The organism is Streptococcus cristatus (assembly GCF_001578775.1).
GTDB classification, from domain to species: domain Bacteria; phylum Bacillota; class Bacilli; order Lactobacillales; family Streptococcaceae; genus Streptococcus; species Streptococcus cristatus_A.
In genome coordinates this window covers 1,163,510-1,176,874 of sequence record NZ_KQ969062.1, presented here as the reverse complement: position 1 = coordinate 1,176,874, position 13,365 = coordinate 1,163,510, and the positions used below count along the sequence as shown (strand labels likewise).

Here is a 13,365-nt window from a genome sequence, read left to right as displayed (position 1 = left end):
CCAAAATTATTCTTTATTAAAACTGAATGTCTTATAAGCATACAGATGACTATTGTCTTCGTAACTTATACCAAATCCTACTTCTGTATTCCTAGGTAGTTTTTCAATTTCAACTATTTGAGCAAGTAAATATTGGAAATCAGAGTCTGTCCAATTGTCAATATTTTCATTAGTTACTTGGAGATTTTGTTTTCGTACCTGTTCTATATCAGTGTGTATGTGGATACTAAAGGTCGAACGATTATCAACAACTCTTTTTAAGAGTATATCTTGATTTCGAACAAACGTTTCTTCATCGAGATTATTGACTCCACTTGGGTCTAAATCCTCGATTAACGGAATTAGTTCTTCTACATCCGTCTTCAAAATTGTCTCTCTTTTTTCTCTCTCTTCAAGACGTGCTTTAGGATTGCCACTATATTCTTCTTTCGGAACCAAAGAATAAATCGAGTTAAAGTAGTCCAATTCAACTGAGTTTTTAATATAAAGTTTCCTAATCGCATCATCGCTTAAATATGTTGAAGTCAAGCTACCACTTTGAAGTAACTTATTGTAAGCTTCATCAAGTCTATCATAATTGTCATCTTCAGAAACATACTCCATTTCTAAACGGTAGACTGTTTTCTTGGAAAAACCAAAGAATTTTTTCTTTTCAACTTCTTTAAGCCTCGGATTGTATTTAAGGACTGGAGTGCTCTCAACATAATCTTTTTCAAAATCCACATAGACATCAACAAATTGTTTCGTTCCTTTAATGTAAATTGGAGATCCCTGATAACCAAAGGTATCAGCTGTCGAGTATCCTTCTGCTTCTAACCCTGCAGCTTCTACTACGGAACGAATATTGGATATTGCTGTATTAGCTAAATCACGATTTACTCTGTTGTTGCATGCTGACAAAATAAATAATGCGAGAATAGAAAACAGCACACTAATTATTTTCTTAATCACTTTGCTTTTAACATCTCCTCTAAATAAGCAATCTTAGCAAAATCCTTATGATTGTTATTTTCATTTCGATAAGAATCTTGGGAAGAGGCACGGTAGATTGCTAAAAATTGCTCCGCAGTCGGCAGTAAAAACTCAATACCATCAACCTCTTTTTGAGTTAGTTCAGCTATTGGTACACCTGAAAATGCCTCTAGCGTTTCCATGACTCCAAATTCAATAGACAAATCTTCCTTTTGAAATTCATGCTCGTGCAGATCGACTAAACGATAACCTAGACACCCCATCATGGGTTCAATCTTATCCATATCGTAAATACGCTCTTCATCTGGCGCTTCCCAGCCACGCTCATCACCATGAACATGAATGTCGATATCACGCGCTTGCCAGTCCTGACCAGTAACCTGTTCCAGCCCCAAAGAGCCCATTAGCAATGGAACGATTCCCATCTTGTTCAGTTGAGACGCGATTTTAAGAAACTCTGCAAATTTATCTGTCATAGCCTGTTCCTTATTTTTTTAAATAGATTGAACAATACAACTTATTTCACTTTTTCCTCTTGATAGTCTCCATTACTGCAGATCACTTGCTTGCCGCCACCACGAACTTTCTTTTCAACTAGATAGTGGTCGCATTTTGGACAGTTACGTCCGACCGGCTTGTCCCAAGATGTGAAATCACAGTCTGGATAACGATCACAGCCATAGAAAATGCGATTTCGCTTGGTCTTACGCTCGATAACTTGACCTTTCTGACACTGTGGGCAGGTCACGCCGATTTCCTTGACGATAGCCTGAGTGTGACGACAGTCTGGGAAATTGCTGCAGGCATAGAACTTGCCAAATCGACCCAACTTGATGACCATTGGACTGCCACAAACCTCACAATCAAAACCGGCTGGCTCATCCTTGATTTGGATTTTTTCCATTTCAGACTCAGCTTTAGCTACTTCCTTTTCAAAAGGTTTGTAAAATTCGTCAATAATCTTCTGCCACTGTTCTTTTCCAACTTCTACATCATCCAGTTTTGCTTCCATTTCGGCTGTAAATTTCACATTTACGATCCCTGGGAAGAATTCGACAATCAGCGCATTGACTATTTCACCCAATTCTGTCGGTTCAAAGCGCTTGGAAACCAATTTAACATAGTAGCGTTTCTGAATGGTTTCAATGGTCGGTGCATAGGTAGATGGACGACCAACGCCATTTTCTTCCAAAGTCTTAATGAGCGTTGCTTCAGAATAGCGAGCTGGCGGCTGGGTAAAGTGCTGTTCTGGATTGGTATTGACACGCTTGACGGTATCACCCTTTTCCATATCCGGCAGCATTTTATTCTTGTCAGAGTCATTATAGATAGCCAAATATCCATCAAACTTGACCTGACTACCATTGGCGGCAAATTGGACACCGTTTTGCTCTAATTTGACATTCATGGTGTCAAAGACTGCTGCTGTCATTTGGCTGGCTACAAAGCGATTCCAGATTAGCGTATAGAGCTTAAGCTGATCCTTATCCAGATATTTTGCAATGCTTTCTGGTGTATTGAAGACACTGGAAGGGCGAATGGCCTCATGGGCATCTTGGGCACCCGAAGCATTTTTCACCTTACTGCCATGTTTAGAATATTTAGCACCAAATTTATCTGTAATAAAGCTAGCTGCTTCATTCTGAGCTACTGGGCTGATCCGAGTCGAGTCGGTACGCATATACGTAATCAGACCTTGCACGCCAGAGCCGATATTAATACCCTCATAGAGCTGCTGAGCTACCATCATGGTCTTACGAGTCCGGAAATTAATCTTATTAGCAGCATCCTGCTGCATAGAGGAAGTCGTGTAGGGCAGTGGAGCATTGCGTCGACGCTCTTTCTTTTCAACACTGTCGACTGTAAAGTCATCTCCCTTAAGATGAGACAGAACTTCTTTGACATCTTCGTTATTAGTCAGCTTCATCTTCTTGCCGTTCATGCCGTAAAAGCTGGCTTGAAACTGACGAGTCCCTTTCTTGAAGGTTCCGTCAATTGTCCAGTATTCTTCTGGTTTAAAGGCATTGATTTCATTTTCACGGTCAATAATCAGCTTGAGAGCAACGGACTGCACCCGACCAGCTGACAGGCCTTTTTTGACTTTCTTCCAAAGAATAGGGGAAATAGAGTAACCAACCAAGCGATCTAGAACTCGGCGAGCCTGCTGCGCATTGACCAAATCCATATCAATCTGACGCGGCTCTTTAAAAGCATTCCTGACCGCATCCTTGGTGATTTCATTGAAGACGACACGGTTTTTCTCTTTCTCATCTAGATTGAGAATGTGGGCCAAATGCCAAGAAATAGCTTCTCCTTCGCGGTCCGGGTCACTTGCCAGAAAGACTTGCTTAGCTTTCTTCGCTTCCTTTTTTAAGTCATTAATCAAAGGACCTTTACCACGAATATTAATGTATTGTGGCTCGTAGTTGTTCTCAAAATCGATGGACATAGTGGACTTTTTCAGGTCACGAATATGCCCGACACTGGCTAGAACCTTGTAGTTTCGTCCCAGATATTTTTCTATTGTTTTTGCCTTGGCAGGCGACTCTACGATGACAAGATTTTTCTTGGTCGTAGACTTTTTCTTTGTTTTTGTTACCAAATTAGACACCTTCTATAAGAAATAAATCTCATAGAGTGTAAACTATTTTTTGATAGATGTCAACTCACAACATTCTCTATAGGAAAACTTGTTTTAGAATTGGAACTCAGATAAGACGTCAGAGCCTGATGTGATGCACTTTGCACCCTCTTGAATCAAATGATGACAACCGTCAGATTTTCCATCTAAAATTGACCCCGGAATAGCAAAGACATCCCGCCCCTCTTCCATTGCCCGCTCACAGGTAATCAGGCTGCCTGAGCGCATCTTGGCTTCCGCCACGATGACTCCTCGACAGAGACCAGCGATGATGCGATTTCGCTCTGGAAAATGGAATTTCAAAGGTTGCTCACCTGGCCCATACTCCGTCAGCAATAAATGATTTTTGCCAATATAAGCCTGCAGCTTTTGATTGGCCTTGGGATAGAAAACATCTAACCCCGTCCCAATGACAGCAATAGTTTGGCCACCATTTTGCAGGGCAGCCATGTGGGCCACGGTATCAATTCCGCGTGCCAGTCCGCTGACGATAACCAGTTCATTATTCAACTCCTTGATGATTTTCTGCACAGCAGCATTGCCCTGCTTACTGCTGTCTCGACTGCCAACAACCGCTATCTTAGGCATTTCTAGCAAATTTAAATTTCCTTGATAAAATAGCAAAGTCGGTGCATCGTAAATTTCACATAAGTCCCAAGGATACACATCATCCAAGATTGAAAAGGACAGAAATCGTTCAAACTCTTCTTTCAAAGCTGGTAAATTAAGTCGCTTGTACTTTTCCATAAAGAGTGCGGGATTGCGGCACTCAGAGACGACGGCCTTATCTCGCAAAGATAGCTCTCCCTCTTTATTTTCTGCATATCTCAAGATATTTAAGACCTGTTGATTGGTTAAGCCAGCTTTTTTCATTTTATAAATTTCAAAATTATTCATTTTTATCACCTCACTTTCTTATTCGTAAAAAAGTTCAAAAAAAGAACTGCAATACAGTTCCTTCTTTCTTATTCGATTAATGCTTGAGAAAATGGTTGAGTTCTTCTATTCTTTATGAACAGGAATTTCCTTAATAATCTTAGCAGGATTGCCGGCTAGGACTACATTATCGCCGAATGATTTGGTCACCACTGCACCAGCTCCAACTACGACATTATTTCCTAGCGTCACGCCTGGCAGAATGGTTACACCACCACCAGCCCAGAAATTGTCGCCAATCTTAATCGGCGCCCCGTATTCAATACCGGAATTTCTTTCCACTGGATCAAGCGGATGCAGCGGCGTCAAAAACTGGCAATTAGGACCCAGCATGGCATTCTTTCCAATGGTAATAGGACAGACATCCAGCATGGTCAAATTCCAGTTGGAATAAAAATTCTCCCCCAAGTGAATGTTAACTCCGTAATCACAGACTAAATCTGGATGCAACCACAGATTCTCCCCTGTACTGCCGAACCACTCCTTGGCGATAGCGCTGCGTTTTTCAACATCTCGTTCTTGGTTAAAACGATACTGAAAATCTCTCGAGCGAGTAGCCAATGCTCTCAATTCAGGATCTTGAGAGCTGTAGTTCTCTCCTGCAATCATTTTTTGGTATTCACTAGTCATACTTGTCTCCTCAAAAGATTAGGATTTCTTATAAATTTATCATGGATTTGATCGGTTCAAAGCTTCTACGGTGAATCGGTGTGACACCGTATTTTTCTAAGCCTTCCAGATGCAGCTTGGTGCCATAGCCGGCATTTTGGGCAAAGTCATAGCCTGGATAAACCTGATCAAAATCTGCCATCATCTTGTCCCTCGTCACCTTGGCTACGATAGAAGCCGCAGCGATGGATAGAGAATTGGCATCGCCCTTAATAATGGACTGCTGGGGCAAGGGCAAGTCTAACTTCATAGCATCGATTAAGAGGTAATCCGGATTTATCTTGAGCTGAGCTACCGCTTCTGTCATAGCTAGCTTGGTCGCTTCATAGATATTGATTCGGTCAATCATTTGATTGTCCATAATGCCCAAGCCAACGGATAAAGCCTGATCTAGCACTGCTTGATAAATTTCCTCGTGCTTTTTCTTGGGAATCTTTTTACTGTCATTCAGCCCTTTGATTTTGCAGTTAGGAGGCAGAATGACTGCTGCCGCGACTACTGGCCCAGCTAAGGGGCCTCGTCCGACTTCATCAATGCCAGCAAGGGCTTGGAATCCTTGACTGTAAAGTTCTTTTTCATAGCGCAGCATGTACTCTAGGCGTAAATCTTCGTCTAGCTCTGCTTGGATTTCTTTTTGGCGCTTGAGTAAGAGTTTTTGAACACCGCTCCGCTCATCCTGCTTCAATTCTCGAAAAAGCGGATCCTGCAAGTCAGAAACTTGAGCCAGTTGCTCTTGGATTTCCTTAATCGTGGCCATCCAATTCCTCCAATGTATCCAGTGTATAGCGACCTAAGCGCCCATCACGCACTTCTTTGACAAAGAGGCTGTAAAAGCGATCATAGTCCTCTCTAAAGCCCAGTTTCTGCGTCATATCCATAATCATGTCTGGCGCTTCCAGCTCTAAATCCAGCTGCTTAAAGCGCTCCTGCAGTGCCTTAGGATAATGCTCTTTGAAATAATTGAGTCCAAAAATAGTAACTTCGTCCATGGGCAGCAAATTGTCCTTGATAGCACCCGTCAAAGCGAGCTTCAAAGCCACCATTTCATCTTCAAATTTTGGCCAAAGAATCCCCGGTGTGTCTAGAATTTCCAAATCCTTATTGGACTTGAGCCATTGCTGCCCTTTGGTTACCCCTGGTTTATTGCCAACTATCGCAATTTTCTTACCAGCCAGCCGGTTCATCAGCGTTGACTTTCCAGCATTGGGAATCCCGATAATCATGGTCCGCAAGGTTTCGATTTGAATTCCTCTTTCCCGCTGGCGAGCTAGTTTAGCAGCCATTAATTTCTTGGCTGCTTCGGTCACTTTTTTGACTGCCGATTGCTCCTTAGAGTTAATAGCCAAGGTTTTGATGCCCTGAGCTTCAAAATAGGCTTGCCATTCCTTGGTTAAGTTTGGATCCGCTAGGTCGGCCTTGTTTAAAATCAATAACTTGGGCTTGTCCCCAACAATTTTGGTCAACATGGGATTTTGACTGGACAAGGGCAATCTCGCATCCACCAAAATCGTCACAAAATCTACAAATTTAATACTTTCTTGAACCTGTCTCCGAGCCTTGGACATGTGCCCCGGAAACCATTGAATCGTTGCCATTAAAAACCTCTTTCTTACAATCTTCTAGTATCTCATTATACCAAAAAAATAGAGAATAAAATAGTAAAATCGCTCCCTCAAACTGACAGAAGCGATTCTCTATTCTTATAAAAATGACGGTTTACGATCCTGCTTATCTGTGAATGGAACTCGCGGTTCACGAATCCTAGTCACATAATCAACAAACTCCTCGCCAGTCTGGTCAAACTCAGCAACTGCGAAAAATTGATCGTGGTAAAAGAAAAACTTATAGTGGTTTTCAAAAGCTTCGTTAAGCCATTTGTCCTTAGCTACGATTGAACGCATTGGATAATCATCTACCGCAGCAACCCATAGGGGTTTCCGATGAGCATGAGTCAGCACCAAATCAGCCATATGAATCATGGTTTCCTCGCCCTGTTTGAGTAAGATGATGCTGTGACCATTACTGTGACCGCCTGTATGAACCATTTGAATTTCTGGAATGACGTTTAGATATTCAGTGAAAGTTTCAACCTGATCCTGGATTGGCTCCCAATTTTCCCTTAGATAAGTTCCCTTTGTCCGACTGTTGGGATTTCGCATTTCGTACCATTCCATCTCATTTACAAAAATCTTTGCATTTGGGAATTTTGAAACAAGCTGATTGTTTTCATCTAGTCTAGTCAAACCACCAGAGTGATCATGGTGCATATGCGTCATTAAAATATGGGAAATATCTTCTGGCTTTAATCCCAAAAGTGCCAAGCTTTCTTCAACGCGGCTCTCAGAAAGAATACCGAGATTACGGCGTTGTTTATCAGACAGCTTAGCCGTATCAAAACTCGCATCAATTAAATAATTCTGCCCCTTGTATTGAATCAAAATCGGATCTGTCAGTTCAGCCATCATATTTTCTTCTGTTGTTGGATAATAACGTGACCAAACAACCTTTGGTACCGGGCCAAACAAGGTGCCTGCATCTGTGAGCTTATCCGCTCCACGCAACCAAGTCAGCTTCATTTCCCCAAACTGATACTCTTGTAATTTGAGTTCTGTCATCTTTTACTCCTTTAACCATCTCTCTGCGATTTCTTTTCTGATCGAATTTCCTGACCGTCCATAATTCTCAATAATTTCAGCATCTTTAAAATAGCGTTTGATATTCACATGATCAAATTTTTGTAGAGGCCCGATAAGACGGAGAATTTCATCTGTAACCTCTAGCGCTACCTTAGTCATATATAGCTTTATCCGTGCAACAAACTTGGAATCTTCTTCTATTTGATTAGGATAGGATGAGAAATAAGCATCTGCAGCACAAATTTTATTGTACAGATCTGCGAACTTGTACTGATGCAACTCAACATCCATCAGTCGCTTGCCGAATCCTCTTTTTACACGTGCAAACTCAAGACCCTTATGAAAAGCACCTTCGGCAACTCCTAAAGCAACCGCACTCAAGCCAAGTTGCATATTCTTTATGATATCATTAAATTGCTCATTTCCAGCCAAGACTCCGCCTAATAAGGCAGTTTCCGGCAGGTGTACATTATCTAAGGTAACAGAACTTAGTGGAAGTCCTAGTAAACCTTGCTTTTCTATCTGCTCACCAATGAGCACACCCGAAGCAGTCGTCTCCACAATGAAGAAGCCGTAAGAATCAGGCTTTCCATCCTCCTTTACTTTAGCTAAGACCAAGAGAATGTCCGCAATGCTGCTATTTGACACTTTGGCTTTTTCTCCCGAAAGTTGCCAACCTGTCTCTGTCTTGATCGCATAGGTCTCCAAATCTGCTAAACTATTTAGATGTTTGGACTCAGAAAACCCAAGACCGGCTTTACAAGTTCCTTTTACCAACTTGTCCAGATAACGCTCTTTCTGTTGCCCCGTACCAAACTTCAAAATCGGATAAACACCATAACAACCTTGGGTCAGCAATATAGTTGAAAGAGCTGGAAACTCATTCGAAATCATTCGAATAGAGCTGATAAAATCAGAAGCCAAAGCCTGATCATCTTCTGACAAAATCGGTGAAAAAATATCCAAATCCGTCGTCATTACTTCCCAGATCTCCTGAGGAAATTCGACTGACTCATCATGATTTTTCATGTAGTCTCTAATAGCTGTATGTACATATGAACTCAATGCTGCTGTTTTGGTACTGGACTTCATCATCAATTCTCCCCCCTATGAATGTGGCTCAGAAAGAGGCTGATAATAACCTTTTAAAAGCTCTTCATATACGTATGCTTCTACCTCATTGTAGCTTGCTTTATAAGGCCGGCAGAACCAAATATTGAAAGGCACTGGGTCCTTAAAGCGCACAACCTTGAATTTATTCTTATCGACAAAATACTCTAAAGGACGAGGTAACAGTGCAATCATATCGTTTTGATAAGTTGACTCTATCAAGAAATCCCATGTCGATGATAAATAGGCAAAATTTGCTTTTATCTTTTTACTCTTTAATTTTTCAGTGATTAAATCGTAGGTTGTAAATGATTTATTAAAGGTTGCTAAACCGTACTGAGCGATATCTTTCCATTTCAACAATTCTTTGTTTGCCAAGGGATGATTCTTATCCATATAGGCCACGTATTCATCAACTTGAATGATATACTGTTCATATTTTTTAGGATCCAGATTGGTAGGTTCGATTAATACTGCAAAATTCAGATCCCCTGCAACCAGCTTTTGACGTAATTCATTACTTCCATCCTCAGTAACCTGAATGTTGACTTGCGGATTGTCCTGTAAAAATTTTGGTAAAATACTAGAAAAATATACACGTAAAATCAATGACGGAATGCCCAAGTTAAAGGTACCTTTTTGTTTAAGAGCTTCCATATGAATCATTGACTGCATCTCTTCATGCCGATTGACAATCTCTGTGGCAAAGCGGTAAATCTTACCACCAGCTTCCGTCAGACTCTCTAATCTTCCATTTCTGCGATTGAAGAGCTGGACTCCTTCCGTTGATTCAAAATTTGTGACAAACTGACTCAAGGCTGACTGGCTGATATGAATTTTCTTAGCTGCGATAGAAAGATTGCATCCACATTCGACGATATTGATAAAGTAAGTCATTTGAATTATATCCACTTTTCGTCTCCCATCTTTCAAATTTCACGAGGTAATTTGCCATAAATAAAACAGCAACTGGCCCTCGAAACCATGATGACCAGTTGCTAGTATTCTGATTAAAAACTAATCATCGCTCAAGTTGTTATAAACACATAGTAACACACTTTCATAGAAAGAGGAGATTAATTGCTTACTAACCTTATTAGATTGACATCGTTTTCAAGTCTTCTGAAACAATTACTTCTCCTGCTGTCTTCTCAAGAACTTCCTCTAGGGTAACGCCGGGAGCAAGCTCTTTCAAGAGGAACTTACCATCTTGGAAACCAAAGACAGCCAACTCTGTAATGACTAAATCAAGAACTCCTTTGGCAGAAAGTGGCAAAGTACACTCTGGCAAGAGTTTAGATTCACCGTCTGAAGTAGTATGCTGAATTGCACCGATAACACGCTTCGCTCCAACCAACAAGTCCATCGCTCCACCCATTCCTGGGGCAAACTTCCCTGGAATAATCCAGTTAGCAATACTGCCATCTTGACTGACTTCCAAAGCTCCTAGCACGGTCGCATCAACGTGTCCACCACGGATGATAGCGAAGGAAGTCTGTAAGTCAAATAATGCTGCTCCAGGTAAGAGAGTGATTGGCGCTCCACCAGAGTTTGCTAGGTTTGGATTGTAAGTATCTTTCGTTGGTGTTTCACCAAAGCGAAGGGCTCCATTTTCAGCCTGAAGAATAACATTTACTCCCTCAGGAATATAGTCAGCAGATGCGTTTGGAATACCAAATCCTAGATTGACAACATCTCCATCTTTAAATTCTTGTGCAACACGTCTTGCAATAATTTCTTTTGCTTTCATATTAGTTCACCCCCGCCAATTTTTTAGTCTCTGTCCAAAGATCACCCATCATTTTATGGTGTTCTTCTGGAGTCAAGCTTTGGACGACATAGTCAACAAGGATGCCCGGAATATAAATATCATTCGGATGAATTTCGCCAGCTTCAACAATTTCATTCGCTTCAACGATAACAGTATCTGCTGCGAGAGCTAATTGCAAGGAAATGTTTTTCGTAGTGCCATCGATATACAAGTTGCCGTATTTGTCAGCTTTAGTCGCTTTGATTAAGGCAACATCAATTTTAAGTGGATCATAGACCAAGTATTCACGGCCATTACGCTCTACTTTTTCATAATCTTTTTCTAAGATTGTTCCGACTCCTGTCGGAGTCAAGACAGCTCCTAAGCCAGCTCCAGCTGCATGGAGACGCTCGACAACAGTTCCCATCGGTGTAAATTCGACTTCCATCTTCTTTTCAAAATACTCACGTTGAGCTGCTGCAGATGTTCCTACGTGGGCTGCAATATATTTTTTCACTTGGTGATTTTCACAAAGTCGTCCAACCCCAACTTCTTTACCAGGATGAGATGTTACCACCGATACCAAAGTCAAGTCTTGCTGGTTTTGTTTTACTAATTCTTCAATCAATTCAAAAGGTTCACCGACTCCGAGGAATCCAGAAATTCCAACGATATCACCCGATTTGACCTTAGAAATAGCGTCTGATAATGATACAACTGATTTCATGCTGATACCTCCTCTTTTACTTACGATTGAAAACAGCTTTGCGTTTTTCAACAAAAGCACGCATTCCTTCTAGTTTGTCTTCTGTAGAGAAGAGCAGGGCTTCTGCTTCTGTTTCCAGACGGATTGCATTTTTAAGAGGAAGTTCCGCACCAACTTGAATGACATGTTTCGCTTTTTCAACAGCTAACGGTGCATTCTTCATGATGGCTGCAGCTAATTCTTCAGCTGAAGACATCAATTCTTCAGCAGGAACCAGTTTGTTAAGAATGCCTAAGTCATAGGCTTCTTGACCTTTCACTGTACGAGCAGTGAAGATAAGCTCTTTGGCACGGCTAGTTCCAATCAAGCGAGACATCCGCTGAGTACCGGCAAATCCTGGAATAATACCCAAGCCAACTTCTGGGAAGCCAACCACTGTTTTTTCAAATCCAATACGGATATCTGTTGAAAGTGCTAGCTCCATACCACCACCGAGTGCATAACCATTGAGGACTGCAATCGTTGGTTGGCGTAAATCTGAAAGGCGAGTAAATGTATCATTTGCAAATGTCATGTATTCAAAGGCTTGAATAGGTGACATCAAATCCATTTCCTTGATGTCTGCTCCGGCGACAAATGCTTTTTCTCCTGCTCCAGTTACGATGACAACGCGAATTTCTTCGCTTTTCTCAACTTGATCAAGAACTTCATTCAAATCAGCCAAAACTTGAGAACTCAAGGCGTTCAAAGCTTCAGGACGGTTGATAGTGATATATCCAATCCCATTTTTAACTTCTAATAAAACAGTTTTACTCATTTTTATGCTCCTACTTATAAAATTGAATGACTAAGTATGGTGTCAACAAATACTTAAACTACAAATGTAAGAGCTTACATTCTTATGATATACCATTTCTCACACTTCGTCTACTTAATCATCATTTATACATCAATAAGCTAAGCTTATTGTTTTGATATTCAAATTAATTTTTCGAAAAATAAAACAAGTCCTATCAAGGCTTGTTTGCAAAAAACAGCTCATCAATAGGACTTGTTTATATAGTAGAAGCAAATGGAAAACTTCAAAAATGAACTAGGTTTTAGCGTTCTACGATGACCGCTGTACCCATTCCGCCACCAATACATAGGGTAGCAAGGCCACGTTTAACGTCACGTTTTTTCATTTCGTACAGAAGAGTTACCAAAATACGGCAGCCTGAAGCACCGATTGGATGACCAAGAGCAATCGCACCACCATTTACATTGACTTTTTCAGGATCAAGATTCAGTTCTTTACCAACGGCACATGCTTGCGCTGCAAATGCTTCATTGGATTCAACCAAATCTAAATCTTCCACTGTAAATCCGCCTTTTTCAAGGGCTTTGCGAGATGCGTAAATCGGACCACAACCCATAACTTTTGGATCTAATCCAGCGCTGGCGTAAGATTTGATCGTTGCCAAAACTGGAACGCCCAATTCTTTAGCCTTATCAGCACTCATAACAACAACTGCTGCTGCACCGTCGTTAATACCTGAGGCATTACCAGCAGTTACGGTACCATCCTTCTTGAACACTGGACGCAATTTTCCCAATCCTTCAAGAGAAGCATCTTTTCTTGGAAATTCATCTGTATCAAATACGATAGGATCGCCTTTACGTTGTGGAATTTCAACAGGAACAATTTCTTCTTTGAAACGACCAGCTTCGATCGCTGCAACTGCACGTTTTTGAGATTGCACAGCAAAGTTATCTTGGTCTTCACGTGTAATACCATATTGTTCAGCAACGTTTTCAGCTGTAATTCCCATATGGAAGGATTCAAAGGCATCTGTCAAGCCATCGCGGAGCATAGTGTCTACTACTTGAGAATCTCCCATACGGGCGCCCCAACGTTGGTTTTGAAGGACATAAGGAGCTTGGCTCATGTTTCGGCCCCTCCAGC

At 41.2% G+C, this 13,365-nt stretch carries 13 protein-coding genes and 1 pseudogene; all 14 read right to left on the bottom strand.

Annotated elements, in window-relative coordinates; genetic code table 11:
* Window positions 1-6: 6 nt before the first annotated feature.
* A complete protein-coding gene (locus SCRDD08_RS05915; RefSeq protein WP_061422833.1) occupies window positions 7-951 on the bottom strand; it encodes a hypothetical protein in 945 nt (314 codons plus the stop codon).
* The gene (locus SCRDD08_RS05910) at window positions 948-1,448 is read right to left on the bottom strand and encodes a hypothetical protein (RefSeq protein WP_061422832.1); all 501 of its coding nucleotides are present in this window, start codon (window positions 1,446-1,448) and stop codon (window positions 948-950) included. The genes SCRDD08_RS05915 and SCRDD08_RS05910 overlap by 4 nt, the downstream gene beginning before the upstream one ends.
* Before the next feature lie 41 nt (window positions 1,449-1,489).
* Window positions 1,490-3,583, bottom strand: a complete 2,094-nt coding sequence (gene topA, locus SCRDD08_RS05905; RefSeq protein ID WP_155719765.1) for a type I DNA topoisomerase — start codon at window positions 3,581-3,583, stop codon at window positions 1,490-1,492.
* 84 nt (window positions 3,584-3,667) lie between these two features.
* A complete protein-coding gene (dprA, locus tag SCRDD08_RS05900; RefSeq protein ID WP_061422830.1) occupies window positions 3,668-4,510 on the bottom strand; it encodes a DNA-processing protein DprA in 843 nt (280 codons plus the stop codon).
* Window positions 4,511-4,615: 105 nt separating this feature from the next.
* Complete coding sequence (locus SCRDD08_RS05895; RefSeq protein ID WP_061422829.1) at window positions 4,616-5,179, bottom strand: sugar O-acetyltransferase; 564 nt, start codon at window positions 5,177-5,179, stop codon at window positions 4,616-4,618.
* A gap of 28 nt (window positions 5,180-5,207) precedes the next feature.
* Window positions 5,208-5,975, bottom strand: coding sequence for a ribonuclease HII (locus SCRDD08_RS05890; protein WP_061422828.1), 768 nt, complete (start codon window positions 5,973-5,975; stop codon window positions 5,208-5,210).
* Window positions 5,962-6,813 carry a ribosome biogenesis GTPase YlqF gene (gene ylqF, locus SCRDD08_RS05885; RefSeq protein WP_061422827.1) on the bottom strand — a complete coding sequence of 284 codons (852 nt, stop codon included), beginning with the start codon at window positions 6,811-6,813 and terminating at the stop codon, window positions 5,962-5,964. The genes SCRDD08_RS05890 and ylqF overlap by 14 nt, the downstream gene beginning before the upstream one ends.
* 105 nt (window positions 6,814-6,918) lie before the next feature.
* Window positions 6,919-7,833: an MBL fold metallo-hydrolase gene (locus SCRDD08_RS05880; protein WP_061422826.1), complete on the bottom strand. Its 915-nt coding sequence runs from the start codon at window positions 7,831-7,833 to the stop codon at window positions 6,919-6,921.
* A gap of 3 nt (window positions 7,834-7,836) precedes the next feature.
* Window positions 7,837-8,949, bottom strand: a complete 1,113-nt coding sequence (locus SCRDD08_RS05875; protein ID WP_061422825.1) for an acyl-CoA dehydrogenase family protein — start codon at window positions 8,947-8,949, stop codon at window positions 7,837-7,839.
* Between the two features lie 12 nt (window positions 8,950-8,961).
* Window positions 8,962-9,876 carry a LysR family transcriptional regulator gene (locus tag SCRDD08_RS05870; protein WP_196756173.1) on the bottom strand — a complete coding sequence of 305 codons (915 nt, stop codon included), beginning with the start codon at window positions 9,874-9,876 and terminating at the stop codon, window positions 8,962-8,964.
* A 184-nt stretch (window positions 9,877-10,060) separates the two neighbouring features.
* Window positions 10,061-10,714 (bottom strand): 3-oxoacid CoA-transferase subunit B, encoded by a 654-nt coding sequence (locus SCRDD08_RS05865; RefSeq protein WP_061422823.1) that lies wholly within the window; start codon window positions 10,712-10,714, stop codon window positions 10,061-10,063.
* 1 nt (window position 10,715) lies between these two features.
* Complete coding sequence (locus SCRDD08_RS05860) at window positions 10,716-11,441, bottom strand: CoA transferase subunit A (RefSeq protein ID WP_005590349.1); 726 nt, start codon at window positions 11,439-11,441, stop codon at window positions 10,716-10,718.
* Window positions 11,442-11,457: 16 nt separating this feature from the next.
* Window positions 11,458-12,237 (bottom strand): enoyl-CoA hydratase/isomerase family protein, encoded by a 780-nt coding sequence (locus SCRDD08_RS05855; protein WP_061422822.1) that lies wholly within the window; start codon window positions 12,235-12,237, stop codon window positions 11,458-11,460.
* A gap of 283 nt (window positions 12,238-12,520) precedes the next feature.
* A pseudogene (locus SCRDD08_RS05850) lies at window positions 12,521-13,365 on the bottom strand (acetyl-CoA C-acetyltransferase); the annotation flags it as partial.

What these genes read in the sequence shown, in the direction of transcription:
- SCRDD08_RS05910 (WP_061422832.1), bottom strand. Translation starts at nt 1,448, where the DNA reads ATGACAGATAAATTTGCAGAGTTTCTTAAAATCGCGTCTCAACTGAAC.
- dprA (WP_061422830.1), bottom strand. Translation starts at nt 4,510, where the DNA reads ATGAATAATTTTGAAATTTATAAAATGAAAAAAGCTGGCTTAACCAAT.
- SCRDD08_RS05895 (WP_061422829.1), bottom strand. Translation starts at nt 5,179, where the DNA reads ATGACTAGTGAATACCAAAAAATGATTGCAGGAGAGAACTACAGCTCT.
- SCRDD08_RS05890 (WP_061422828.1), bottom strand. Translation starts at nt 5,975, where the DNA reads ATGGCCACGATTAAGGAAATCCAAGAGCAACTGGCTCAAGTTTCTGAC.
- ylqF (WP_061422827.1), bottom strand. Translation starts at nt 6,813, where the DNA reads ATGGCAACGATTCAATGGTTTCCGGGGCACATGTCCAAGGCTCGGAGA.
- SCRDD08_RS05880 (WP_061422826.1), bottom strand. Translation starts at nt 7,833, where the DNA reads ATGACAGAACTCAAATTACAAGAGTATCAGTTTGGGGAAATGAAGCTG.
- SCRDD08_RS05875 (WP_061422825.1), bottom strand. Translation starts at nt 8,949, where the DNA reads ATGATGAAGTCCAGTACCAAAACAGCAGCATTGAGTTCATATGTACAT.
- SCRDD08_RS05865 (WP_061422823.1), bottom strand. Translation starts at nt 10,714, where the DNA reads ATGAAAGCAAAAGAAATTATTGCAAGACGTGTTGCACAAGAATTTAAA.
- SCRDD08_RS05860 (WP_005590349.1), bottom strand. Translation starts at nt 11,441, where the DNA reads ATGAAATCAGTTGTATCATTATCAGACGCTATTTCTAAGGTCAAATCG.
- SCRDD08_RS05855 (WP_061422822.1), bottom strand. Translation starts at nt 12,237, where the DNA reads ATGAGTAAAACTGTTTTATTAGAAGTTAAAAATGGGATTGGATATATC.